This is a genomic window from Clostridium tyrobutyricum, assembly GCF_019144085.1.
Lineage (GTDB): Bacteria > Bacillota > Clostridia > Clostridiales > Clostridiaceae > Clostridium_B > Clostridium_B tyrobutyricum_A.
In genome coordinates this window covers 14,961-41,141 of the sequence record NZ_JAHHUY010000015.1, presented here as the reverse complement: position 1 = coordinate 41,141, position 26,181 = coordinate 14,961, and the positions used below count along the sequence as shown (strand labels likewise).

The 26,181-nt window shown below is 31.5% G+C and carries 28 protein-coding genes and 3 riboswitches; of the genes, 22 read left to right on the top strand and 6 right to left on the bottom strand.

Translation table 11 applies throughout. The features are described from left to right. The first annotated feature begins 34 nt into the window (after window positions 1-34). Window positions 35-134: riboswitch (purine riboswitch) on the top strand. Window positions 135-194: 60 nt separating this feature from the next. Further along, window positions 195-1,631 (top strand): NCS2 family permease, encoded by a 1,437-nt coding sequence (locus tag KM800_RS08375; RefSeq protein WP_419195464.1) that lies wholly within the window; start codon window positions 195-197, stop codon window positions 1,629-1,631. A 151-nt stretch (window positions 1,632-1,782) separates the two neighbouring features. Next, entirely contained in the window at window positions 1,783-2,364 is a 582-nt protein-coding gene (locus KM800_RS08370) for a YdcF family protein (protein WP_217812662.1), read from the top strand. Here the strand turns inward: KM800_RS08370 and KM800_RS08365 are convergent. Further along, window positions 2,354-2,941: a GDSL-type esterase/lipase family protein gene (locus KM800_RS08365; RefSeq protein WP_217812661.1), complete on the bottom strand. Its 588-nt coding sequence runs from the start codon at window positions 2,939-2,941 to the stop codon at window positions 2,354-2,356. The genes KM800_RS08370 and KM800_RS08365 overlap by 11 nt on opposite strands. A gap of 252 nt (window positions 2,942-3,193) precedes the next feature. After that, window positions 3,194-3,294, top strand: a riboswitch (purine riboswitch). 137 nt (window positions 3,295-3,431) lie between these two features. Between KM800_RS08365 and purE the strand changes: the two genes are divergently transcribed. The 9 genes from purE (at window position 3,432) to KM800_RS08320 (ending at window position 12,711) form a co-directional block, all read left to right on the top strand. Continuing rightward, the gene (purE, locus tag KM800_RS08360; RefSeq protein ID WP_217812660.1) at window positions 3,432-3,911 is read left to right on the top strand and encodes a 5-(carboxyamino)imidazole ribonucleotide mutase; all 480 of its coding nucleotides are present in this window, start codon (window positions 3,432-3,434) and stop codon (window positions 3,909-3,911) included. After that, window positions 3,912-4,619 (top strand): phosphoribosylaminoimidazolesuccinocarboxamide synthase, encoded by a 708-nt coding sequence (gene purC, locus KM800_RS08355; RefSeq protein WP_217812659.1) that lies wholly within the window; start codon window positions 3,912-3,914, stop codon window positions 4,617-4,619. A 25-nt stretch (window positions 4,620-4,644) separates the two neighbouring features. Beyond that, a complete protein-coding gene (purF, locus tag KM800_RS08350; RefSeq protein ID WP_217812658.1) occupies window positions 4,645-6,051 on the top strand; it encodes an amidophosphoribosyltransferase in 1,407 nt (468 codons plus the stop codon). A 42-nt stretch (window positions 6,052-6,093) separates the two neighbouring features. Continuing rightward, a complete protein-coding gene (gene purM / locus KM800_RS08345) occupies window positions 6,094-7,089 on the top strand; it encodes a phosphoribosylformylglycinamidine cyclo-ligase (RefSeq protein WP_217812657.1) in 996 nt (331 codons plus the stop codon). Beyond that, window positions 7,077-7,691, top strand: coding sequence for a phosphoribosylglycinamide formyltransferase (gene purN, locus KM800_RS08340; RefSeq protein WP_217812656.1), 615 nt, complete (start codon window positions 7,077-7,079; stop codon window positions 7,689-7,691). Before purM ends, purN begins: the two co-directional genes overlap by 13 nt. Window positions 7,692-7,730: 39 nt before the next feature. Then, window positions 7,731-9,230 carry a bifunctional phosphoribosylaminoimidazolecarboxamide formyltransferase/IMP cyclohydrolase gene (purH, locus tag KM800_RS08335; protein WP_217812655.1) on the top strand — a complete coding sequence of 500 codons (1,500 nt, stop codon included), beginning with the start codon at window positions 7,731-7,733 and terminating at the stop codon, window positions 9,228-9,230. A gap of 22 nt (window positions 9,231-9,252) precedes the next feature. Beyond that, window positions 9,253-10,500 carry a phosphoribosylamine--glycine ligase gene (gene purD, locus KM800_RS08330; RefSeq protein ID WP_217812654.1) on the top strand — a complete coding sequence of 416 codons (1,248 nt, stop codon included), beginning with the start codon at window positions 9,253-9,255 and terminating at the stop codon, window positions 10,498-10,500. A gap of 129 nt (window positions 10,501-10,629) precedes the next feature. After that, a complete protein-coding gene (locus tag KM800_RS08325; RefSeq protein ID WP_217812653.1) occupies window positions 10,630-11,646 on the top strand; it encodes a phosphodiester glycosidase family protein in 1,017 nt (338 codons plus the stop codon). A gap of 15 nt (window positions 11,647-11,661) precedes the next feature. Beyond that, on the top strand, window positions 11,662-12,711 hold the full coding sequence (locus KM800_RS08320) for a hypothetical protein (RefSeq protein WP_217812652.1): 1,050 nt from the start codon (window positions 11,662-11,664) through the stop codon (window positions 12,709-12,711). A gap of 28 nt (window positions 12,712-12,739) precedes the next feature. Here KM800_RS08320 and KM800_RS08315 read toward each other — a convergent pair whose 3' ends face one another. Beyond that, the gene (locus tag KM800_RS08315) at window positions 12,740-13,633 is read right to left on the bottom strand and encodes an MBL fold metallo-hydrolase (protein WP_217812651.1); all 894 of its coding nucleotides are present in this window, start codon (window positions 13,631-13,633) and stop codon (window positions 12,740-12,742) included. A gap of 1 nt (window position 13,634) precedes the next feature. Then, complete coding sequence (locus tag KM800_RS08310) at window positions 13,635-14,273, bottom strand: 5-methyltetrahydrofolate--homocysteine methyltransferase (protein WP_217812650.1); 639 nt, start codon at window positions 14,271-14,273, stop codon at window positions 13,635-13,637. A gap of 201 nt (window positions 14,274-14,474) precedes the next feature. Here KM800_RS08310 and KM800_RS08305 point away from each other — a divergent pair, with 201 nt between their 5' ends. After that, window positions 14,475-15,254, top strand: coding sequence for a DeoR/GlpR family DNA-binding transcription regulator (locus tag KM800_RS08305; RefSeq protein WP_017894856.1), 780 nt, complete (start codon window positions 14,475-14,477; stop codon window positions 15,252-15,254). Between the two features lie 383 nt (window positions 15,255-15,637). Here KM800_RS08305 and tkt read toward each other — a convergent pair whose 3' ends face one another. The 3 genes from tkt to rpiB are packed head-to-tail and all read right to left on the bottom strand — an operon-like array spanning window position 15,638 to window position 18,774. Further along, window positions 15,638-17,626, bottom strand: a complete 1,989-nt coding sequence (tkt, locus tag KM800_RS08300) for a transketolase (RefSeq protein ID WP_217812649.1) — start codon at window positions 17,624-17,626, stop codon at window positions 15,638-15,640. A gap of 16 nt (window positions 17,627-17,642) precedes the next feature. After that, window positions 17,643-18,290: a fructose-6-phosphate aldolase gene (gene fsa / locus KM800_RS08295; protein ID WP_017752452.1), complete on the bottom strand. Its 648-nt coding sequence runs from the start codon at window positions 18,288-18,290 to the stop codon at window positions 17,643-17,645. A 25-nt stretch (window positions 18,291-18,315) separates the two neighbouring features. Continuing rightward, on the bottom strand, window positions 18,316-18,774 hold the full coding sequence (gene rpiB, locus KM800_RS08290; RefSeq protein ID WP_217812648.1) for a ribose 5-phosphate isomerase B: 459 nt from the start codon (window positions 18,772-18,774) through the stop codon (window positions 18,316-18,318). A gap of 391 nt (window positions 18,775-19,165) precedes the next feature. Here rpiB and KM800_RS08285 point away from each other — a divergent pair, with 391 nt between their 5' ends. The 10 genes from KM800_RS08285 to KM800_RS08245 all read left to right on the top strand — a co-directional run bounded on the left by KM800_RS08285 (window position 19,166) and on the right by KM800_RS08245 (window position 25,879). After that, window positions 19,166-20,218: an NAD(P)H-dependent glycerol-3-phosphate dehydrogenase gene (locus tag KM800_RS08285; RefSeq protein WP_217812647.1), complete on the top strand. Its 1,053-nt coding sequence runs from the start codon at window positions 19,166-19,168 to the stop codon at window positions 20,216-20,218. Window positions 20,219-20,341: 123 nt separating this feature from the next. Then, entirely contained in the window at window positions 20,342-21,115 is a 774-nt protein-coding gene (gene tpiA / locus KM800_RS08280; protein ID WP_217812646.1) for a triose-phosphate isomerase, read from the top strand. Window positions 21,116-21,133: 18 nt separating this feature from the next. Then, on the top strand, window positions 21,134-22,072 hold the full coding sequence (locus tag KM800_RS08275) for a sugar phosphate isomerase/epimerase family protein (protein WP_217812645.1): 939 nt from the start codon (window positions 21,134-21,136) through the stop codon (window positions 22,070-22,072). 76 nt (window positions 22,073-22,148) lie between these two features. After that, on the top strand, window positions 22,149-22,793 hold the full coding sequence (locus KM800_RS08270; RefSeq protein WP_017752457.1) for a class II aldolase/adducin family protein: 645 nt from the start codon (window positions 22,149-22,151) through the stop codon (window positions 22,791-22,793). A 4-nt stretch (window positions 22,794-22,797) separates the two neighbouring features. Further along, window positions 22,798-23,262, top strand: a complete 465-nt coding sequence (locus tag KM800_RS08265; RefSeq protein WP_254906500.1) for a PTS sugar transporter subunit IIA — start codon at window positions 22,798-22,800, stop codon at window positions 23,260-23,262. Between the two features lie 26 nt (window positions 23,263-23,288). Further along, window positions 23,289-23,597 (top strand): PTS sugar transporter subunit IIB, encoded by a 309-nt coding sequence (locus KM800_RS08260; protein ID WP_017752459.1) that lies wholly within the window; start codon window positions 23,289-23,291, stop codon window positions 23,595-23,597. Between the two features lie 11 nt (window positions 23,598-23,608). Next, on the top strand, window positions 23,609-23,872 hold the full coding sequence (locus KM800_RS15490; RefSeq protein WP_254906499.1) for a hypothetical protein: 264 nt from the start codon (window positions 23,609-23,611) through the stop codon (window positions 23,870-23,872). After that, entirely contained in the window at window positions 23,809-24,282 is a 474-nt protein-coding gene (locus tag KM800_RS15485) for a PTS transporter subunit IIC (protein ID WP_254906498.1), read from the top strand. Before KM800_RS15490 ends, KM800_RS15485 begins: the two co-directional genes overlap by 64 nt. Further along, window positions 24,263-25,516: an NAD(P)/FAD-dependent oxidoreductase gene (locus KM800_RS08250; RefSeq protein ID WP_017752462.1), complete on the top strand. Its 1,254-nt coding sequence runs from the start codon at window positions 24,263-24,265 to the stop codon at window positions 25,514-25,516. Before KM800_RS15485 ends, KM800_RS08250 begins: the two co-directional genes overlap by 20 nt. Next, on the top strand, window positions 25,517-25,879 hold the full coding sequence (locus KM800_RS08245; protein ID WP_217812643.1) for a DUF1667 domain-containing protein: 363 nt from the start codon (window positions 25,517-25,519) through the stop codon (window positions 25,877-25,879). A 60-nt stretch (window positions 25,880-25,939) separates the two neighbouring features. Beyond that, a riboswitch (FMN riboswitch) is annotated at window positions 25,940-26,056 on the top strand. Window positions 26,057-26,181 lie beyond the last annotated feature (125 nt).

Sequence of the window (26,181 nt, the reverse complement as noted above, 5' to 3'; positions counted from 1 at the left end):
TACATTATATGATATTATACTTGATATTAATTATTAATATTCATTGATTATCATCTATATAATCTTGATAGTATGCTCAAGAGTTTCTACCAGAGAGCGAAAAATCTCTGACTATAGGTGAATCCGTTAACATGGATTCTAAGGGGAATTTATTTTTTGAATTTCAACTTAGAAATTTTTATTTGGAGGTAAAATTGTATATGGAAAAACCTAATGGAACTAATCAAGAAAAGAAATCATTTTTAGAATCTTTTTTTAAGCTCTCAGAAAACAACACTACAGTTAAAACGGAAATTATAGCGGGTATAACGACTTTTATAACTATGGCCTATATAATTTTTGTAAATCCCAGCATATTGATGCAAGCAGGAATGAATGCCAGAGGACTTATGGGAGAAGCAGCTGTTAAAGCAGGGCTTTCTGCAATTAATGATCCGGTAGTCGCATCAGTATTTGCAGCAACATGTATAGCAGCAGCAATAGGAACTTTCATTATGGCATTTAATGCTAATCTACCTTTTGCACAAGCACCTGGAATGGGTTTAAATGCATTTTTTACTTATAGTGTATGTCTTGGAATGGGATACAGATGGCAGCAGGCATTGGCTGCAGTACTTGTTTCAGGAATAATCTTCATAATAATTACGGTAACATCTATAAGAGAAAAAATTGTAGATGCACTTCCACATAATCTAAAACTTGCCATATCAGGTGGTATTGGATTGTTTATAGCTCTTATAGGATTGAAAAATGCAGGAATCGTAGTGTCAGATGCTTCCACATTGGTGGCTTTTGGAAAGTTTACAAGTCCTCATGTATTGTTGGCCATTATAGGAATCTTAATTACATCAATACTTATGGCGAGAAAGGTTAGAGGCTCAATACTTATAGGAATAATTCTTACTACTATAATAGGAATACCTTTTGGAGTAACTCATCTTTCAGGAATACATATAATAAGCAGACCACCTTCTTTGGCACCTACATTCATGGCCTTTGATTTTAAAGATCTTTTAGGCATTGGAAAGGCAGGAGCTTTAGGAGCTGTCAGCAGTTTGATTATGGTAATAATAACATTTACTCTGGTAGATTTGTTTGATACCATAGGAACTCTAGTTGGAACAGCTGAAAAAGCTGGAATGGTTGATAAAAATGGAAGAGTTAAGAATATGCATAAGGCTCTTTTTTCAGATGCCATTGCAACTACTGTAGGTTCAATGCTTGGTACAAGTACTGTTAATACATATGTTGAATCAACAGCAGGTGTATCTGCAGGAGGAAGAACTGGACTTACATCTTGTACGGTTGGAATACTATTCATACTTTCATTATTCTTTTCAGGATTAGTTGGAGTAGTTCCTACGGAAGCTACAGCACCAGCGCTTATATTAGTAGGAGTACTTATGATGAGTGCAGTTACCAAAATAAATTTTGATGACTTCACAGAAGCTTTACCTGCTTTCTTTGCTATAGCATTTATGCCATTTAGTTATAGTATAGCAAATGGTATAGCAGCAGCAATAATTTTCTATCCAATAGTTAAAGTAGTTACAGGAAGGTATAAAGAGGTTCATCCTATAATATATATACTGGCGGCACTTTTTGTATTTAGATTTGCCATGCTTGGATGATTACGAAGTTGCAAATAACCGATTATAATTCTAATCGGTTATTTTTATATCTTCAGTAAATTAATAGTTTATTAAATATAGGAGTATATAGTTGAAATTATAATTTCAATAAATTATGCTATTAGTAAGAATAAAGATAGGTGGTTTTTATATGAAAAAAAGTTTGAAACTATTAATATGTTTTACTACCATAGTATTTGTTGTAGTTTTAATAACTGAATTTCAAGTAGTATTTTTTGGAGAAGATGCACAACCTAAAAAATCTGATTGCATAATTGTTCTGGGATGTAAAGTTTATGGAAATACACCTAGTCCATTTTTAACATGGAGATTGAACAAGGGTTTTGAGCTCTATAATAAAGGATATGGAAATTATATTGTTGTTTCAGGCGGCAAAGGACAAGGGGAAAATATATCTGAAGCCCAGGCAATGAAAAATTATCTGGTATCCAGAGGAGTTAGTTCTTCAAAGATAATAATGGAGGATAAATCAGCTTCAACTATGGCAAATTTAATAAATTCCAAAAAGATAATGGAGGAAAATAATTTTAAGACAGCTGTAGTAGTTTCAAATAAGTATCATTTGAAAAGAGCTTCGTTGATATCTGACAAGCAGCATATAGATGCAAGTTATGCAGGTGTTTTTGTATCTCAATATAAGACACATGAAATTATAGGATATGTTAGAGAGATACCGGCTATGTGGAAGTACTATTTAATATCTAAAGGTTAAGAATTTTATTTAACCTTGATAGTGCTAAATTTGACATAAGTTCATGTCCTAGCTTTGATGGATGAACTCCATCTATGTACAAATTTTTAGGAGTTGTTGATTTAAGTTTTATTGAAAATAATTTAAAAAAATCTATATATTCTATACTAATTTTATTACAAATATCAATTATCCATTTTCTGTATAGAATCTGATTTTTATTTATCAAACCGTAATTTGAGTCAGTTCCCCAGTATAGAACAGCTAGCTCCCCAATTATGGGAGGCTCTATACCTAATATTGGAATTATATTGTGATTTAGTGATTCCTTTATTATTTCGTACAAGTTATCTTCTATCATATTTAAGGAATAGTTGGCCATTATATCATTGCATCCACCCATTATAAAAGCATGGGTTGGATTTTTTTCTACAACATCCATAAAGGATCTTGACAACATTCCTGCTGTAGTATCTCCATTAATGCCTTTGTTTACTATGTCTATTTTAAGTGAATTTTTTACTGTTGATATCCATGAAACATCTCTGGATACCCCATATCCCGTAGTTAAACTGTCACCTATACATACAAGTTTCATGTAAAAACGCATCTCCCTGAATAATTAGTCTGTTTTAATGGTAAAATATGCTTGTAGTATATCAAATAGTTGAAGATATATCAAACACATGAATTTTTATAAAATTTAAAAATATTCTCATCATATTTAATGTTCACAATGGTACGAACATTAAATGCAGTATTAGGTTTACAAAAGGAAAATATACGAATATTAAATAATAAATTTTTATTAATGTATTGAATAATATATTATGATATGTTAATATTATCGTATCAAAACACATAGAGTATCCATATAATCCTAATAATGTGGTTTAGGAGTTTCTACCGGAAGCCGTAAATTTCCAGTCTATGGATAAACTCATTTGAAACCATTATTATAGTATTAATGGATTTTAAATTAGTTTGCCAATTTTAGGGTTTCGTATAGATTCATATTTGTGGATTTAGCGGAACTTTTTATATTTTTAGAATAAAAATTAGTTTTATAAATTTTAAGGAGGATACACATGAAGGTAGCAATTATATTTGGCAGTAGTTCTGATACGGAAAAAATGAAGGGGGCAGCTAAGGCTTTAAAGGAATTTGATATTGAGTATAAAGCCTATATTTTATCAGCACATAGAGTACCTGAAAAATTATTGGAGACTATAAAGAAGGTAGAAAGTGAAGGCTGTGAATGTATAATTTCTGGTGCTGGTCTTGCAGCTCATCTTCCAGGAGTTATTGCAGCAAATACTACTGTTCCAGTTATAGGAGTTCCACTTAATGCAGCTATATCAGGACTTGACTCTCTTTTTTCAATAGTACAGATGCCAAAGTCAATACCGGTAGCTACAGTGGGAATAAATAATAGCTATAATGCAGGTATGTTGGCTATAGAAATTTTAGCTCTCAAATATCCTGAAATTAAAGAGAAATTAATTGAGTTCAGAAAAAATATGAAAGAAAAATTTATCAAAGAAAATGGAAACGGAGTTGAATTATAAATGGAAAAGGGAAAAATGATTTATGAAGGAAAAGCAAAAAAGGTATATGAAACAGATGATAAAGATAGAGTTATAATTTATTATAAAGATGATGCTACAGCTTTCAACGGAGAAAAAAAAGGTCAGATTTCAGATAAGGGAGTACTTAACAATACTATTACTTCCATGCTGTTTGAGTTATTGGAAAAGCATGGTGTTGAAACTCATTTTGAAAAGAAATTGAATGAAAGAGAACAACTTTGCAAAAGGGTTGATATAATTCCCCTTGAAGTAATAGTTAGAAATGTTGCAGCTGGAAGTATGGCAAAGAGACTTGGATTGAAAGAGGGAACAGAGCTCAAGACAACCGTATATGAACTTAGCTATAAAGATGATGATTTGGGAGATCCTCTTATAAATGACTATCATGCAGTTGGAATAGGAGCTGCAACTTTTGATGAACTTAAAGTTATATACAAGATGACAGCCACTGTAAATGATGTATTGAAAGAATTTTTCTTGAAACAGGGAATAAAGTTGATAGATTTTAAATTGGAATTTGGAAAATTCAACGGAAAGATAGTATTAGCTGATGAAATTTCACCAGATACATGTAGATTCTGGGATGCAAAGACAAATGAAAAGCTGGATAAGGATAGATTCAGAAGAGATATGGGTAATGTAAAAGAGGCTTATGAAGAAATACTTAGCAGAATAAGTGGAAAATAATTATTTATAGAAAGGAAAGAATCTAATGCACATTTCAGATGATAAGTTCAAGGAAGAATGCGGAGTATTTGGAATATTCTGTACCAACAAGGATATAGATGTAGCTTCTATAACCTACTATGGTTTATATGCTCTTCAGCATAGAGGACAGGAAAGTGCCGGAATAGCCGTATCTGATGGCCAGAATTTAAATTGTTATAAAAATATGGGGCTTGTTGCAGATGTATTCGACGAAAGAATATTAGGTGATCTCAAAGGAACTAGTGCTATAGGTCATGTTAGATATTCTACTGCAGGCTCGAGTAATGTAGAGAATGCACAACCACTAGTAAAGAAATACAAATCTGGCAGTATAGCTATGGCTCATAATGGAAATTTGGTAAATGCAGAACAAGTAAAGGAAGAACTTTGTAAATACGGAAGCTCTTTTAAATGTGATTCAGATACGGAAGTTATATTAAATCTTATTGTTGACAACAAGGATTCCGAGCTTAAAGATGCTATTTCAGGTGCAATGAACAATATCAGAGGATCTTATGCTCTTGTTATATTAACAGAGAGTAAACTGATCGGAGTTAGAGATCCAAATGGAATAAGACCTCTTTGCATTGGAGAAATAGAAGGTAATTATATACTTGCTTCTGAAAGTTGTGCATTAGATGCAGTTGGAGCAAACTTTGTAAGGGATGTACTTCCAGGGGAAATTGTTACTATAGATAAAGATGGAATAAAGTCTGACAGATATGATGGAAAAATAGAGAACAAGACATGTGCATTTGAATATGTATATTTTGCAAGACCAGACAGTACAATAGATGGAATAAATGTTTATGAATCAAGAGTAAAGGCAGGAAAAATATTATATAGAGAAAGTCCTGTAGATGCGGATATTGTAATTGGAGTTCCGGATTCCGGTATTCCAGCTGCAGTTGGATTTGCAGAAGCCTCTGGTATACCTTATGGTATTGGATTTATAAAAAATAAATATATAGCTAGAACATTTATAGCTCCATCAAAAGAAATGCGAGAAAGAGCGGTATCTGTTAAATTGAATCCTCTTAAAATAAATGTATCAGGAAGAAGAGTAGTAATTGTAGATGACTCTATTGTAAGAGGAACTACAAGTAAAAGATTGGTAGAGATATTGAGAAGAGCAGGTGCAAAAGAAGTACATTTCAGAGTATCTTCACCTGTAGTCCAATATCCATGCTATTTTGGAATAGACACACCTTATAGAAAAGATCTTATTGGAGCAAATTATTCTGTAGATGAGATAAAGGAAAAAATAGGAGCAGATAGTTTGGCATATATAGATGTTCCCGGTATGATTGAATCTTTTGGAAAAAATAGAAAAAAAGATTATTGTCTTGGCTGTTTTGGAGGAGCATATCCAATGCCTACCCCTGACAAAGAATCTGAAAGTTTAGTATAATTAATCGTGTAGAAACTAAAAATGTATTTATGAGGTGATATAGTGGCAACCTATAGAGATTCTGGTGTTAATATTGAAGAAGGATATAAATCTGTAAAACTTATGAAAGAGTATTCAGCATCTACTTTTATTCCAGGAGTATTAAATGGTCTTGGAAGTTTTGCTGGAATGTTTGAACTTGGAAAATATAAAAATCCTGTATTGGTATCAGGTACGGATGGAGTAGGTACCAAATTAAAAATAGCTTTTCACGAGAAAAAATACGATACTGTAGGTATTGACTGTGTAGCTATGTGCGTAAATGATATACTATGTCATGGAGCAAAGCCTATATTTTTTCTCGATTATGTAGCATGTGGAAAATTGGATTCAAAAACAGCATCTGATTTGGTAAAGGGAGTCTCACAAGGATGTATTCAATCAGATTGTGCATTGATCGGAGGAGAAACAGCAGAAATGCCAGGATTTTATTCTGAAGGTGAATATGATATGGCAGGTTTTGCAGTAGGTGTTGCAGAAAAAGATGAAATAATAGATGGAAGTAAAGTGAAAAGTGGAGATGTTCTTATAGGAATAGCTTCAAGTGGAGTACATAGTAATGGTTATTCTCTTGTTAGAAAACTTATAACAGATTTGGATGCGGATTTTTCAGGAAAAACTTTTGGAGCTGAATTACTGACTCCTACAAAGATATATGTAAAGCCTGTACTGGAACTTGTACGAAATTTTGATATCAAGGCTATGGCTCATATAACAGGAGGAGGATTCTTTGAAAACATACCTAGGATGTTTAAAGAAGATTTTACTGCATTTGTAAATAAAGACAGTTTCCCAAAACCTGAAATATTTGATCACATAATGAAACTTGGAGTATCTGAAGAAGAAATGTATAATACATATAATATGGGAATAGGATTTGTATTATGTGTATCATCTCAAGATGCCAATAGAATAATAAATAAGCTTTCTGAAATGGGAGAAAAGGCTTATTTAATAGGAGAAGTAAGAACGGGAGATAAAAAAGTATGTTTAAAATAGCTGTTCTTGCATCGGGCGGGGGAACAGACCTCCAATCCGTGATAGATGCTGTCAATGAAGGTTATATAGAAAATTGCTCTATAGAGGCAGTTATATGTGATAGACCAGGAATATATGCATTGGATAGAGCAAAAAAAAATAATATTCCCACTTATGTATTCGATAGAAAGATATATAAAGAGAAAGTTTCAAATTGTATATTGGATATTTTAGATGGAAAAGTTGATCTTATAGTCTGTGCAGGTTGGCTTTCTATATTGAAGGGTGACTTGATTTCAAGGTTTAAAAATAGGATGATAAATATACATCCATCCTTGATACCAAGTTTTTGCGGACGGGGAATGTATGGTATTAAAGTTCATGAATCAGCTATTGAATATGGAGTAAAAGTTTCTGGCTGTACTGTTCATTTTGTAGACGATGGAACAGATAGCGGACCTATAATAGTTCAAAAAGTAGTGCCTGTATTGTTTGATGATACACCAAAAACTCTTCAAAGTAGAATATTAGAAGAGGAACACAAAGCACTTCCGGAAGTTGTAAGGCTTATTTCACTTGGAAAAGTAAAGATTTCTGGAAGAAAGGTCAATATTTTAGATTAAATATTTTATCCAGGTTAAATATGGAGGTTGTAAAATAATATGATGAAACGTGCATTGATAAGTGTATATAACAAAGATGGACTTTTAGAACTGGCAAAGTTCTTGGTAAATAAAGATGTGGAGATAATATCCACAGGAGGTACATACAAGTACCTGCAAGACAACAACATACCTGCAGTTGAAATATCAAAAATTACAGGTTTCGATGAAATACTGGATGGAAGAGTAAAAACACTTCATCCTATAATACATGCAGGTATACTGGCTAGACGTGATAGTGAACAACATATGAATACATTAAAGAAGAAGAATATTACTCCAATAGACATGGTAGTAGTAAATTTATATCCTTTTTTTGATAAAGTAGAAAGCGATATAAGTTTTGATGAAAAAGTTGAGTTCATAGATATAGGCGGTCCTACCATGATAAGGGCGGCAGCTAAGAATTTTAAAGATGTTTTGGTTCTTACAGACGTAAATGACTATGTTGATATTATAGAAAATCTAGATAAAAATGAAGAAGTGGATTTTAACACTAGAAAAAAATTGGCGGGTAAAGTATTTAATTTGATGTCTGCTTATGATGCATCTATTGCAAATTTCCTTTTAGATGAAGAGTATCCTGAGTATTTATCTCTTTCCTACAAAAAATCTTCAAGTCTCAGATATGGTGAAAATCCTCATCAAAGTGCAGCTTATTATGTTTCCACTTCGGGAAATGCTCCTATGAAAAATTTTGAACAACTTAATGGAAAAGAACTTTCCTATAATAATATAAAGGACATGGACATTGCGTGGAAGGCAGTAAATGAATTTGAAGAAATATGCTGTGTAGCTGTAAAACACAATAGTCCCTGTGGAGCTGCAATAGGCGAATCCCTATTTGATGCTTACACAAAAACTTTCAACTGTGATTCCACTTCCATATTTGGAGGAATTGTAGCTGTAAATAAAAAACTTGACATTAAGACTGCACAAGAGATAAGCAAGATATTTCTTGAAATAGTCATAGCTCCCGATTTTGAAAAGGAAGCATTGACACTATTACAGAAAAAGAAGAACCTTAGAATAATCAAATGTGATGTAAAACCAACTAATGGATTTGAAATTGCAAAAGTTGATGGTGGAATGCTTCTTCAATCTTCTGATAATAAGCTTACTGACAAAATGGAAGTAGTAACTGATAAAAAGCCAACTGAGGATGAAATAAATAATTTGGTATTTGCCATGAAGATTTGTAAATACGTTAAATCCAATGCCATTGTAGTAGTAAAAGACTTTATGGCTAAAGGAATTGGTGGAGGTCAGGTTAATAGAATATGGCCTACATGCCAGGCGCTTGACAGAGCTGGTGATGGTGTAGTACTGGCATCTGATGCATTTTTCCCATTTGATGATGTAGCTAAAGAGGCGGCAAAGCATGGAATAAAAGCTATAATGCAGCCAGGAGGCTCTATAAGGGATAAGGACTCCATAAAGGCATGTAATGAAAATGGAATATCCATGGTATTTACTGGTATAAGACATTTTAAACATTAGAAATATGTAGGGAGGAAGTTCTGTGAAAATACTTGTAATTGGATCAGGTGGAAGAGAACATGCTATAGCTTGGAAAGCAGTACAAAATAAAGATGTGAATACTGTATTTTGTGTACCTGGAAATGGTGGCACGGCTTTAGAGAAAAAATGTAAAAATGTAAATATAAAAGATAATGACATAGATAATTTGACTGCATTTGCAGAAAAGGAAAACATTACTCTTACAATTGTCGGGCCTGAAGTTCCATTGGTAGGTGGAATAGTTGATAGATTTAAAAGCAGGGGACTTGCAATCTTTGGACCTGACGCCAAGGCTGCCCAGCTTGAAGGAAGCAAAACTTTTGCCAAGGACTTTATGAAAAAATATGGAGTCAAAACTGCGGAATATGGTAGTTTCAAGGATGCAGACAGCGCATTGAAGTACATAGGGAAATGCAGTTATCCACTAGTTGTAAAGGCAGATGGATTGGCAGCAGGAAAAGGGGTTGCAATATGTCAGAATTATGAAGAGGCATCTTCTAAAATAAGGGAATTTATGATTGATGACATATTTGAAGGATCTGGGGAGACAGTTGTTATAGAAGAGTTTTTAGAAGGAGTAGAGGCATCAATACTTTCAATTACCGATGGTAAATGTATAATTCCATTTATATCTGCCAAAGACCACAAACAGATATATGATGGAGGTAAAGGCCCAAATACTGGTGGAATGGGTGCTATTGCGCCAAACCCGTACTGTAATGAAGCTGTACTTAAAGATTTTGAAGAGAATATAATGGCACCTACTTTAGAAGGTATAAAAAGTGAAAATATGGACTATAAAGGCATAATATTTTTTGGAGTAATGATAACTAAAAAAGGCAACTATCTTTTAGAGTACAATGTTAGAATGGGTGATCCTGAAACTCAAGCTGTACTTCCCCTTATGGACAGTGATTTAGTAGAACTTATAGATTCTACACTTAACGGAGAACTGTCAAATTTTAATCTCAAGTGGAAGAATGGAGCTTCTTGCTGCGTGGTTGCAGCCTCAAAAGGTTATCCACTAGGGTATGAAACAGGTTTTAAAGTAGATGGAATAAAAGAGGCAGGAAGTGTTTTTGCTTCAGGTCTTAAAAATGAAGATGGAGTATTTAAAACAAGTGGTGGAAGAGTGCTCTGTACTTATGGAATAGGAGATACTCTTGATTCTGCTGTTAAAACTGCCTATGATAAGTTGGATAAAATAAAATTTTCAGGGAAATATTTTAGAACTGATATTGGAGAATAGCAGACCTCAGGGTCTGCTTGTTTTTTTATTATAAAGTTACAATTCTCTTAAATATCGTCATATTAGTAGAAAAAAATTGAAGATAATAGTAAAATATGATTTGTAGTATTTTTTATGGAGGTAAATTATATGGGCAATCCAAAGAGGACTGTTAGAAAGAACAAAAAGAGTAGAAAACGAAGGCGCAGAAGATTGATTGGCTTTTTTTTAGTATATGAACTTGTAGTTATTGCTATAACTACACCCTTGTTGGTGTTTTATGGTCCTTTTACAGATGTTAGGAATATGATAGTGAATTCAGCCATGTTGACTTTCAGCCACCAGTACATAGCTACAGCTTTTTTGTCTAAGGATAAGATAAATCAAATAATGGCGGAAAGTAAAAGTGGAGAAATATCTGGGGATGAGACTGAAAATCAAAGTGGAGTTACTATAGAACATCGTAATGATAAAGGGATAGAAAGATATGACATACCAGGCAGTAAATTTGACGGATATATTTTGGAGATAAAGGATCCAACAAGAATGAAAATTGGATATACCAAGAAATTAGGTCAGGTTGGTGAAAAAACCAGTGAAATAGCGCAGGACCATAATGCAATTGCAGCTATAAATGGAGGTGGTTTTACTGACAGGGCATCAAATGGACAGATGTGGGTAGGAACAGGAGGTATTCCTGAAGGAATAGTTATATCAGATGGTAAAAGTGTTAATTCAGTAAATTCTTCTGAAAAGATGGATAGTGTAGCCGCTTTTACTTCAAGTGGAAAGCTTATAGTTGGAAAACACAGTTTGAATGACTTGTTGACTCAAGGTGTTACAGAAGCACTTTCCTTTAGAGATCCTCTTATAATAAACGGCAAAACCGTATCTGTGGATGCAGTAGGGCTAAATCCTAGAACGGCAATAGGACAAAAGGCAGATGGAACTGTTGTAATGCTGGTAATTGATGGAAGAAGAGGACTTAAACTTGGTGCTACATTAAAGCAGGTTCAAACTATACTTCTTCAAAGAGGTGTGGTTAATGCTACCAGTTTGGATGGAGGTTCATCGTCTACAATGTACTTCGACGATGACGTAATAAACAATCCTTGTGACTGGAACGGTGAGAGAACTGTAGCTACTGCAATATATGTAAAACCTTAGAGGAGTGTAGTTTTAATGAAATTACTTAAGAGAATAATTATTTGGTCTCTAATACCTATAATTTTAGAGATAGCCGGTTTGTTTTTTATAGATAAATTCTATTTAGGGGATGATATGAATTTCAATATAAAGAAAGTTGATATATCTGCAAAAAAATCCCACACTAAAATAAAAGTAAAAGTTCCTGAGGATGCTAAGAATATAAAAATATCTCATAATGGAAATTATATATCCTATTATGAAAGTGAAACTATATACGTAGTAAATACAGATAGTAATGTTAAAAAAGAAGTGGATATAGATGATGATGCAAAACTGTCCTATTATAGATGGGATCTTGACAGTGATGTAATTCTTATGGCAGAAAAGTTTTCCAGAGCTGGTTCAAGCTATTTGAAATTTGTGGCCTATGATGCAAAAAGGGATTCTATAACTGAACGTAAAAATGATGCAAATCAGGTACTTGAAATATTGCTTCCAAATAGTAATTATGAAGTTAAAAATATCACTTTTTCTGGAGCAAGCAATGTCACATATGTGACATCTGGATCAGAAGGTGAAAGAAGCAGGATATATAGAATAGACCGTATGACGAAAATGAATCTTATAAAATTTGGTGGAATTCAACTTGGAAATATAGCGGCAATAAATAATGGTGATGGAGATCAAATTGTATATGAGGATAGAAGTAGCAATAGGATAAGGATAGGTAATTATCAGGATGTTATAGCTACAGGAGAAAATGCAATGCATTATTTATTGGGAACTGATAATAATGAGCAGGTATACATAGGCAATGGAGAAGATGAAACAATAAATAAGATATTTATTGTTGACTCAAATAAGATTATAAGGAAGACATATCAACTTACCGATTATGTAAGCAAAAATAATATATATATATTGAGAGATGGAAGAATATATATAAATGATTCTCAGAATAATACCGTAACTGAATTATCTACAAAAAAGTCTGTAAAATATGATGGAACTTTAGCTGGAGTATATAATTATGGTGTTATAAGCAGAGATGGTAATAAGATTTTGGGAAGTTTATTTGAATAGTAGATAAATCCGCAGTACTGCGGATTTATTATTTCGCCTTAAAATAATATAATTTTCCGTCTTCTATAGAATAGTCAATTAATCTATTGTTGTACAGATAAGATATAAATGCTGATACTCCTGAAAGATTGAGATAGTATTCATTGAAATTTAATTTCAAATTGTTCAATATTGTTATATTTTCTAAAATATCCTCTCTAGTTAAAGGCTGATCCAAAAGTTCCAAAAGTTCATTCTTATAGTTATCTATATTTTCAATATTTTTGTCAACTAATTCTAATATTTCTTCTTTTGTAACTGTTTTTTGTGAGTGACTTATGAGAAAATAATCTGCATCAATTTCCTTTATTGCTTTTAGGGAATTCAGAGTATCTGAAATATTATATAAATATGGAAAAGAATATTTGTCAAGTATTTCGGGACTGAATATAGAATCTCCTAAAAAGCAGACTTTGTCAGAAGTTATTATTCCTATATGTTCAATAGAATGTCCAGGGAGAGGAATTATATTGAATTTTTCATCTCCTATTTTATTTATGCCATAGTCCAGTATATAATCCACTTCAATAGGTTTAGTGCTCTTATTTAGTGATTTTAATGGATAAGATGAAGACAAAATAGATGCATGAAGGTCTTCATTTTCCATAAATAATTTTTCCTTTTTAGAAGTATAAACTAGTACCCCAGGATAATTTTTTTGAAAATATATATTACCACCACAGTGATCCAGGTGACTGTGGGTATTTATTATATATTTAGGATGTAGTTTGTTCTCTATGATAATATCATCTAATTTTTTTGCTGCGCTGTTGTTTAAACCTGTATCTATAATAAGACAATTTTTATTTTTAAATGTAATTATACCTGAATTAGTAGGTGCATCTATATAATAAGTACTGTTGTTTATCTTGTTTAATTTCATTTTAAATCAAGTCCTTTCTCATAGTACAAAATTCTTTGTTATTGCAGTTTACACAGTTATGATCAAATTTATTTAATTTTATGTTTTTATCAGCTCCATATATATAAGTCATGGAATGCATTGAGGTCAACATATAGTTTTCTGTAATATTCAAATCTAAAATGTTATCAATATTAAGTCTGTCCAATATATTCTTTTGATATTTAAGAGGTAGTTTATCATCTCCGGGAGATATTCTACAGCTCAATCCAAGATTCATTTTAGTCGTATTTTCATATATATGATTAAACAACTGTGAACTTATTTCGAATAGATAAGAAGTACACATTGCATCTAATACCAGTCCTTCTTTTGGTCTGTTGCCTGAAAAATAGTTCTCTATTTTTTTATCTACTGTAGTTCCTGCAGTAATAATACATGGAACTATATATTGATATTTATCATCATATGTTGGGATTTCATTAGTACAAATATCAAATATAGCTGCAGGTTGTACTAATTGATATAAAATCGGAAGCATTGAGTTATAGAATAAAGTCAGTTCATTTTCGTTTAAAATTTCACCATAGCTTCTTAGTGCTTTTATAATTTGGTTCCTGTTTAATTTGAATTTAAAGTTTTTTACTATCTCTATTCTCATTACCTCATTTCAATTTTTAATTATAGGTTTAAACAGTTATATTATACACTATAATAATTTTATGTGAAGAAATTTTAAACTATAGTTTCTATATAGGGTATTGTTTGTTATAATTATTTAATAAGTGTTTACTTTCGTTTAATTTTTATATGTTTTTGTTTTAGTAAAATTAAGATTGATTTCAAAAGAGGAGGTTAAATTGTGCTTGCATTTGAAAGACATAATAAAATATTAGATTTATTATATAAGAATAAAAAAGTAACAAATGATAATTTGAGTAAATTAATTGGAGTTTCTGCCTGTACTATAAGAAATGATTTAAATAAATTAGAAAAAGATGGGCTCATAAAAAGAATCCATGGGGGAGCTGTATTACCTGAAATAATAAATAGAGATCTAAGTTTTCCAAGTAGGAAGAGTAAAAATCAAGTTGAAAAAAATGTAATAGGAAACAAAGCTTATGATTTTATAAAAGATGGTCAGTGCATTATAATAGATGCCAGTTCAACCTCAATATCTCTTGCTAGACGTCTAAGCAAGACCAACCTTAGAATTACTGTAGTAACTAATGGTATATATACTGCACTTGCACTTAAGGATAACAATAATATAAATGTAATACTTGTTGGGGGGGTTGTAAGGCCGAAATCTGGAGCACTGGAAGGATTATTAGGAAAAAACTTAGTTTCCCAAATTAATGCAGAAATAGCTTTTATATCTGCAAGAGGATTTACTGTTGAGCAAGGGCTTACAGAATTTAATATATATGAAGGAGAATTAAAAAAATTTCTTATTTCAAGAGCTAAGAAGATTGTAGCTATGCTGGACTTTTCTAAACTAGAAGTAAATTCAATTTCAAGTTTTGCAGACCCTAAAAGAGTAGATACTATAATTACTGATTTTAATTCATCAAAGGAATTGTTAGAAAAATATAAGAAATATGGAATAGATGTTATAGTCGCTGAAAAAGATAATGGATAGGCTATTATAATAAGTAGAACAACTTTTTTAAGAACATAATATAATAGAATAATTATAGAAAAGGGGAAATTAGTTATGTCTGAAAAAAAGGAAACAAAAAAGAGGCATAATTATACAACGAAATCTAAAAATCAAATATTGAATAGGAATGTTGGTTGACGTTTTGTGTTTAACTCAAATCTATCCATGTCGACTAATTAAACCTATCATAAAAAAGTAAGCATAGATATCTACTAATAATTTGATAGTTATCTATGCTTATATTGTACAGATCTATTGGCATTCTCTATTTTTACTAAAACAGGATCTTTCTTGATTCTCAAATGATCATTTAACGCTTGTACGATAAAAACGTCAGCAGCAATACTACAAAATGATTAAGTTTATGACTGTATAAGTTTCAATGCCTTAGATACAACATTTTCAACAGTAAAACCATAGTTGTTGAACAGTTCTTTAGCTGGTGCAGAAGCTCCAAAATGATCTATGGATATTATATTTCCCTCTAAACCAATGTATTTATACCAGCCAAAAGATGTAGCAGCTTCTACAGCTAATCTTTTTTTTACAGATTTCGGAAGTATACTTTCTTTGTATTTATTATCTTGATTTTCAAATACCTCGAAAGAAGGGAAACTTACAACTCTTGCATCTATACCTCTTTTTTCTAATTTTTTTTCAGCTTCGTATATAAGTTCTACTTCAGAACCAGAAGCCATCAAGATTAAATCTGGTACTTCTTTCTTACTGTCTTTTAAGATATAAGCACCTCTTAGAGCATCTTTTCCTGTCTCATCATATAGCGGCACATCTTGTCTCGTTAGTACTATTGAAGTAGGACTATTTTTATTCGTAAGAGAGTAGTACCATGCAGCGGCAGTTTCTTTTGCATCAGCAGGTCTATACACTGTCATATTTGGTATACTTCTCAGAGAAGCCAGTTGTTCTATTGGTTCGTGAGTTGGACCATCTTCGCCAACCCCTATGCTGTCATGAGTCAGTACATAGATTATAGGAAGTTTCATAAGAGCAGATAGTCTCATAGAAGCTTTCATGTAGTCACTAAATACTAGAAAAGTAGAAACGTAAGGTATTAGCCCTCCATGAAGATATATTCCATTAGCTATAGCTGACATGGCATGTTCTCTTATTCCAAAATGCAGATTTCTGCCTGCTCTGTTTTCTTTGGTAAAGTCTCCCTCATTTTTCATTCTGGTTTTATTTGAAGGAGCAAGATCTGCAGAGCCACCTATTAAATTTGTCAATTTATCTGCAAGTCTATTAATTACTTTACCTGAAGCATTTCTAGTAGACATTTCATGTTGAAATGACCAAAAATTTTTATTCTCAAGAAGATTTATAGGAAGATCTTTAGAATGGTATATTTCCCATTCTTTAGCCAACTCAGGAAATTCAAGATTATATTTAGTTTTTAACTTATTCCACTTATTTTCTTCAATTTCTAGGTTCTTTATTAATTTATTCATATGATCTTTTACTTCTTCTGGAACAAAAAAGCTTTCCTTATGTTCCCAATTGAGGAATCTCTTCGTACACTTTATATTCTCCTCACCTAGAGGTTCACTGTGAGCAGAAGCTTTTCCTTGTTTTTCTGGACAACCATATCCTATTTGAGTCTTTACTATTATGATGGTAGGTTTATTAAATTCTTTCTTAGCTACATCAAGTGATGTTTCTAAGATTTTAATGTCATTTCCATCGTTGATATTTAATACTTGCCATCCATAGGATTCAAATCTTTTGCCTACATTTTCAGTAAATGCGATACTTGTATTACCTTCTATAGTTATATTATTTGAATCATAAAATACAATTAATTTACCAAGTCCTAGGGTACCAGCTAAGGATGCTGCTTCTGATGATATACCTTCCATCATACATCCGTCGCCAGCCAGACAGTAGGTATTGTGATCTACTACAGGATATCCAGGTTTATTGAATTTTTTTGCCAGGTAAGCTTCAGCAATAGCCATACCGACACCATTGGCTATACCTTGTCCAAGAGGACCGGTTGTGGTTTCTATTCCAATGGTGTGTCCATATTCAGGATGACCTGGAGTTTTGCTTCCCCATTGACGAAATTGTTTTAAATCATCAATTGTTAATTCATATCCAAACAAATATAAAATGGAGTATAGAAGTGCAGAACCGTGTCCTGCAGACAATATAAATCTGTCTCTGTTTGACCAATTTGGATTTTTAGGATTATGCTTCAGTCCTTTTGCCCACAGAGTATATGCAATAGGTGCAGATCCAAGAGGAAGTCCCGGATGTCCTGATTTAGCTTTTTCAATAGCTTCTACAGATAATATCCTTATGGTATTTATAGTTAATTCATCGATATCTTTCATCAAAAACACATCCTTATTATTTTTTTGGAACCGTTTTCCAGTCATCTAAAAATCTCTGTATACCTATGTCTGTCAAAGGATGTTTGGACATTTGTACTAAAACTTTATATGGAACTGTAGCAATATCAGAGCCTGATCTTGCAGCATTTATAACATGAAGAGAACTTCTTACACTTGCAGATATGATTTCTGTTTTTATATCATAAATTTTAAATATTTCAGATATCTGCTTGACAAGCTCTATACCATTCATGCCTATATCATCAAGTCTTCCAAGAAATGGACTTACGTAGGAAGCACCAGATCTTGCGGCAAGAAGAGCCTGGGCAGCTGAAAATATCAATGTAACATTAGTTTTTATTCCCAATTTAGAAAGGATCTTTACAGCTTTTAATCCTTCTATAGTCATAGGAATTTTTATTACAATGTTTTTGTGTATTTTTACAAGTTCTTTAGCCTCAGATACCATCTTTTCAGATTCCAAACTTACAACTTCAGCACTTATTGGACCATCAACTATAGTAGTTATTTCACTTACAACATCTTTGAAAATTCTTCCTTCCTTTGCGATAAGAGAGGGATTAGTAGTAACCCCGCAGATTACTCCCATTTCATTGGCTTTTCTAATTTCCTCTACATTAGCAGTGTCTATAAAAAGTTTCATATGATTACCTCCAATATAAATAATTTTATGATATTTCTTTTCTGAAATTTTCGTCTATTTCGTTTATTAATTTTACTTTTGGAGTAGATCTACCATCTATAAATTTTGAATTCAACCATATATCCAGTAGATATTTTGCAAGAGATGGACCAACTATTTCTGCACCAAAAGTGGCAATTTGAGCATTATTGCTTTTTTGAGCTCTTTCAGCAGAGTAGATATCATGACACACAGCAGCTCGTACACCAGGTACCTTATTAGCTGTTATTGCCATACCTATTCCAGTACCACAGATTAGTATTCCTCTATCGAAGTTTCCACTTGCTATTTCCTTACCGACTTTTAATGCTATATTAGGATAGTATACTGATTCCCCCTCGTTTGATCCGAAGTCTACATATTTGATATTTTTTTCTTGTAGAAATTTTATTAATTGTGATTTCAGAGCATAACCATTCTGGTCACAGCCTATAGCAATTTTCATAATATATCATTCCTTTATATAATTTTTTATATTCTTTTATTATAGTATCATTTAGAAAATATATATCCAAATGCACTATTTAGTGGATAAGCTTGTTTATTTTAATAAAAGTTTATATTTTCGTTAACTATCGTTTATTATCGTTTATTTTTATTAAATTATAATTTTATAATTTAATTCAACAAAACCCTGGAACAATATAATTAAGTCTTGGCTATAAGAAGTGTATCATCAATTTTTTTAGTTTTAGCAGCAAAAATAAAAGAAAACACAAGTAAATAAAAGAGAATAATAATAAACATTAATATAAATAAAGTATAAAAGAAAATTACAGATTTGGAAATTAATAATATTGATGATACTATGATTACAAGGGATGGTGATATTAGATATGAGTACGGTAACAATTATTGGTGCAGGGGCAATGGGAAGTGCTCTAACAGTTCCTTTGATTCATAATGGACATAGAGTAAACTTATGGGGTACAGAATTGGATGGTAAAATAATTAAAAATCTTAGAGAAGGTAAGGAGCATCCAAAACATAAATGTAAGTTGCCTGACGGTATAAATGCTTATTATGTTGATGAACTTGAAAAAGCCCTTAAAGATACAGATCTAATAATTATGGCTATCACATCTGATGCAATTAAAAAGATATTTAAAAGAATTATACCTTATATAAATGGCAAAACTATAGTTGGAAGTGTATCGAAGGGATTGGAATTCAATAAAAATAAAAGAATAGTTATTTTGCCAGAAGTTCTTAAGGAAAGTTTGCCTGAAAAATTAAAGGATGAAGTTGATTTTGTAGTAGTTGGAGGTCCCTGTAAAGCTATAGAAGTTATTTTTCAATCTCCTACTTCTGTTGTATACTCTTCCCAAAACATAGAAAGTGCTAAATATATGCAAAGTTTGTTAATGACAGATGCTTATAGAGTTAATGTGAACAAAGATGTTGTGGGTACAGAAATCTGTGCGGCCATGAAAAATGCATATTCCGTAGGTTTAGGGATAGCAGAAGGGTTTGAAAATATAAATGGACATGTTCATAATAATACTAAATCTGCATTGTTTACATTTGCCTTAAAAGAAATGATTAAGCTAACAGACTCAATGGGAGGAAAAATAAAATCTGCAATAGGATTATCAGGAACTGGAGATCTTGAAGTTACGGGTGAAGCTGGTAGAAATAGAATGTTTGGAAAATTAATTGGTGGAGGTTATACTCCTAGCCAAGCAGTAGAAAAAATGAGAAACGAAAATATAACGGTAGAAGGATATTCAGCAATAAAGTTTGGATATGATTTGGTTATACAATTAGAAGAAAATAAGAAATTATCATTGTCAGATATGAAGTTCTTAAATAACTTATATGAAATTGTTTACGAAAATAAGCCAGCTTATGAATTAATAAAAAAAATATTACACGATTATTCAAATTAGTTTAAGTAATAAGTAATATTAATAAGAATATAATAATACAGTTTAATTAATATTGAAATCGTCATATTGTAGACGTTTACCATGGCTGTTATAAATATAATATTTAAAAAAGGAGTATCTAATATGAGAAAACCAATAGTAGCCTCAAGTTGGAAAATGCATATAAATTCACTTGATATTGGAATGGAGACAGCGAGAAAAATAAGAAATTATGTGGGAAATGAAGAAAAAGTTGAAATGTTTATTTTACCCACATTTCCGTTAATATCATATGTAGCTAAAATATTCGAAGACTCGAATATTGGTTATGGCGGGCAAAATATGTGTTATGAAGAAAAGGGAGCTTTTACAGGAGAAGTACCACCATTAATATTAAAAGAATTGGGAAGTTCTTATGTAGAGATTGGACATGCTGAGAGAAGGGCTTATTTTAATGAAACAAATGAAGATGTTAACAAAAAGGTAAGACTTGCGTTTAAATATAATATGATGCCAGTAGTATGTATTGGCGAAAATGAAAACGATAAAATTAAAAAAATTTCAAGTATAAAGTTAAAAGATCAAGTTCTATGGGCCTTAGATAAGTTGAATGAAGAAAATATGAAAAATGTGATACTTGCTTATGAACCTGTATGGGCCATAGGTAAGCAGGAATCAGCGGATAGTAATTATGTTGAACAAGTGCACAGCTTTATAAGAAATGAAATTCAAAAAAATTATGGAAGAAATGTATCTGAAAATATAAGAATAATTTATGGAGGATCAGTAAGTATAAATAATATTGAAAAATTAGCTATAAAAGAAAATATAGATGGATTTTTTATCGGAAGATTCGGACTAAAACCTGAGAATTTTAGGAATATGGTAGAAAAGGTTGTCAATTTAAATAATTTATAAGATGGAAAGGTGATTTTAATGACTGACATTAGGCTTGGAATGAATACTAGTTTTGCCCTTAACAGATATCCTCTTACTAAAGAGTGGATGGATATAATAGCTGATGATTTAAAAATAAAGTATGTACAGTTTTATTTTGATTTATTGGATCCCGTAATAATTGAACAAAAAGTGAGAGATGAAAAATGCTATGAAATAAGAGAATATTCTAAGAAAAAAGGAATTATAATTCAAAGTACAGCAACAGGAGCTATATCTCATCAATCTAATTTCTTGTTGCATCCAGATAAAAAAATAAAAAAATCGTTTATATCCTGGTACAAAAAAGGAATATATGAAACATCATTAATTGGATCTGAATCGATGGGTGTATATGTAGGTGCATTTAGTATGGCAGACATAAAAAATGAAAAAAGGAAGAATCAACTTCTAGATGAGTATGTAGATATTATGTCAGAGCTTTCTGTTTATGCCAAACAAAATGGGCTTAAATATTTACTTATAGAACCTATGTCTATACCTAGAGAATATCCAAGTACTATTGAAGAAACAAAATATATTTATAATAAATTAAATGCTTCATCAGATATTCCAATATACTTAAATTTGGATGTAGGACATTTAAACATCAATTCATCGGATCCTGCCGATGGTGATACTTATGCATGGATCAGGGAACTTCTTAAATATTCGAAAGTCCTTCATTTACAGCAAACTAAAAAAGGAGCTAGTTTACATGCTGCATTTACTAAGGAAAATAATAATGATGGAATTATAGATGGAAAAAAGGTTATAGATGAAGTAGTAAAAACCAACATAAGAGAAATTTATCTTACAATGGAGTTATTTTTTAAGCCAATTGGATTAAATGACAATATAATTATTTCCTCGCTAAAGGAGAGTGTTGATTATTGGAAAGATATCATAGATACCTATAAAAGTATTAATCAGAAATGATGAGATATAAACATTAATAGCAAGGATTTAGGAAGGTGGTAGTTATAAAAAATAATTATGATAAGGGGGATTGCTAATGTTATTAGAAGACAATAGGAAGAAAGTAATAGAAATAGCATTGAAGGTGCAAGAAAAAGAGCTTGTCACATTGACTTTCGGAAATTTTAGCATTAGAGATAAAGAGACAGATTATATATGTATTACTCCAAGTGGAATAAATTATGAGGACTTAAAACCTGAAGATATTGTGGTTGCTAATTTACATGGAGAAGTAATTGATGGAAATAAAAAACCATCTACAGAGATATTAATGCATTGTGCAATCTATAAAAAACGACAAGATGTATTTGGCATAATCCATACTCATTCAACTATGGCTACATCATGGGCTTGCTGTGGCATGGATATACCATGTATTTCTTCAGAACTTTCATCTCTTATAGGTGGACCAATAAGATGTGCTCCTTATAAAACTCAGGAAACTAGAGAATTAGGGGAAGTAGCTGCTGCAACACTAAAAGATAGCAATGCTATATTGTTAAAAAATCATGGCACCATTTCAGTCGGAAAGGATATAAATGAAGCATTTATTAATTCAATAATAGTAGAGGAAAGTGCTAAAAAAGCATTTTATGCAAAACAGATAGGTGTTTTGAGTATAATCTCGGAAGATGAATGTAATCTTATTAAAAAAAATGTTAAAAAAAAATATGGACAGTAAGGTGATGAATGTGGATATACTTAATAAAGAATTGGTAAAGATTAGTTTAGATGCTGAAAAATTTAGTGATGTAATAGAAATATTAGGAAGTTTAATGTATAAACAGAAAAGTGTAAAAGATACTTATATAAATGCTGTTATAGAACGAGAAAAAATATTTCCAACAGGACTTCCAAGTGAAGGTATGTGTGTTGCAATTCCTCATACTGATAGCATACATGTTAATAAATCATGTATGGCCATAGCTACGCTGAAAAATCCAGTAGAATTTAGTATGATGGGGAATATAAATAAAAAATTGAGCGTAAATGTTGTATTCCTTTTGGCTATAAAAGACCCTAATAATCAGCTTATGTTATTAAAAAACTTAATGCTTTTAATTCAAAACGGAGAATTGCTTAATAGGTTAAAAGATGCGGAATCTGTAGATAAAGTTCTAGAAGTATTACAGTTTTGCGCTATTAGTTAAAAAATTGAAAATAAGGAGTGTTAGTAATGAGACAAATAAAAATTATTACAGTATGTGGCTCAGGAGTTGTAAGTTCAACAATGGTGGCAAATAAATTAAAAAATCAAATTGAAGATGAAAAAGGTTATCAGGTAGAAGCAACAGAGGCTAATCCAGGGCAACTTGAGGGAATTATGAGTTCAGGCAGTTATGATTTTATAGTGGCACTTACACCAGTTACCCAGAGTTACGATATTCCAATAATCGATGGCATAGGCTATTTGACAGGATTTGGTGAAGATGAAGTTATGGAGGAGATATATAAAGTCATAGATGGGTTAGATTCAAATAATTAGGAGGAGATCTTATGTTTTTTGAAGCATTGAAAAGAGTTTTTGATTCATTTGGTGCATATATTTTTGTTCCAATAATGTTATATATAATCGCAAGGGTTATGAAATGTAACAGGAAAAGAGCTTTTCAATCTGCATTGTTTGCAGGAGTAGGACTTGAAGGATTTAGTTTATTAATTCATTTATACCCATTATTACTCCTTTGGTTAGATCCATGGTATCAAGCACAGGAATACACCTTCCTGCTATTGATATGGGTTGGCAGACTACTTCAATAGTTGCTTATTCCACTAATGTTGGAATGATTTATTTAGGACTCTGTATATTATTGCAAGTTATATTATTTTTGGTGAAATGGACAGATGTATTTCAAGCAGCAGATCTATGGAATAATTATTCTTATATGGTTTGGGGATCCATAATATATTTACTAACTAAAAATATATTTCTTGCACTTGGATGCATGATTATACTTACGCTTTATACTTTGCTTTGTACTGAATTGACACAGAAGAGATGGTCGACTTACTATAACTATCCAAGATGTACAATTTCTGCATTACACACAATAGGAGCGGCACCCTTTGCAATAGTTTTAGATATATTACTGGACAAACTTCATTTAAATAAAATTAAGGCAGATCCTCAGACTAAAGGAGACGTTTTTTATGGATACATTCTATTATGATGTGGTAGTTGTAGGTGGTGGGCCAGCGGGATTAGCAGCTGCTTTGAAAGCATGGGAACATGGAGCAGAAGTGGCAATCTTTGAAAGAAATGATGAACTTGGCGGAATACTTAATCAATGCATACACAGTGGATTTGGATTAAGTTATTTTAAAAAGGAATTGACAGGACCTGAATATGCTCAAAGATTTATAGACAAGTTGAGTGAGTCAAAAGTAAAAGTCTATTTGAATACTATGGTAATAGATATAGATGAAAATAAAAACATTATTGCAGTTAATGAAAATGGAGTAATAAATGTAGAAGCGAAATCAATAGTGTTGTCTATGGGATGTAGAGAAAGGACAGCAGGTGCCATAAAAATACCAGGGTACAGACCATCTGGAGTAATGACGGCAGGTCAGGCACAGCGGTATATAAATATAAGGAATTTAAAACCTGGAACAAAAGCTGTAATTTTAGGATCTGGAGATATAGGATTAATAATGGCAAGAAGATTAACATTAGAGGGAATAAAGGTTTTAGGAGTTTATGAAGTAATGCCATATCCTAATGGACTCTACAGAAATATAAGGCAGTGTCTTGAGGATTTTAATATTCCATTATATCTTTCTACAACTGTGACAAAAATATTTGGAAAAGATAGAATAGATGGGATCATGGTTTCAAAAGTTGATAAATTAATGAGGCCTATTAAAGAAACTGAGAAATTTATAAATTGTGATTCTTTATTACTATCAGTTGGATTAATACCGGAAAATGAGCTTTCTGAAAAAGCTGGAATAAGAATAAATCCTATAACAAATGGACCTATTGTTGATAATAAACTTCAAACTAATATACCTGGGATATTTGCCTGTGGAAATGTATTACATGTACATGACCTTGTAGATAATGTGACATTAGAATCAGAAGAGGCAGGTTTAAGATCAGTTAAGTATGCTAAATCTGAAGAAGAATCAAATGTTTATAATAGAAAAATAATATCGATTAAGAATGTAAGATACACTGTACCTAATCTTATAGCAAAGGAGATAGATTTACCTGTTAAAGTTAAGTTTAGGGTAGGAAAACCATTGAAGGGTAAAATAGTTTTAAAGTCAGATGATAAAAAAATATTTGAAACTAAAATTCTAAATTTAAAACCAAGCAAAATGGAACAGATTATATTAACTAAAGATATTGCAAACAAATATCAAAATGATATAGAAATTGACGTAGAGGAGGTTTTATAATTGGAGGTAAATGATCTATATTGCATAGTATGTCCAAATGGATGTAAGTTAACTGTAACATTACAAAATAATAAGATAGCAGAAATAAAAGGTCAAAAATGTAATAGAGGAAAGAGTTATGCATTACAGGAAATAAAAGATCCTAAAAGAATCTTAACTTCAACAGTAAAAATTAATAACAGCAATAGGATTTTATTGCCTGTTCGTTCAGATATAAGCATATCAAAAGATATATTGTTTGAAGCAATGAAAGAAATTAATAAAGTTAGGGCTACTCCTCCAATTAAATGTGGCGATATAATAATCAAGAATATTTTGAATACAGATGTAAATATTATAGCCGAGAAAAGTATAAAATTTTAAATTTATTGTTGACAATATAAAGAAAAAGGTTTATATTGAAAACATAAACAAAACTTAATAAATAACTTTCGGGGCAGGGTGAAATTCCCGATCGGCGGTATAGTCCGCAAGCTTTTAGAAGCATGAACTGGTTTAATTCCAGTACCGACAGTAAAGTCTGGATGAAAGAAAGTAAGAGTTGAATTTGATTTATTAAATTCGCATATTATTATCCCCTGAAGGTTTTTACTTCAGGGGATTTTTGAATTCAACCATTAAATAATAGAAAATGTATATAATTTTACATATATACTGTTATATTT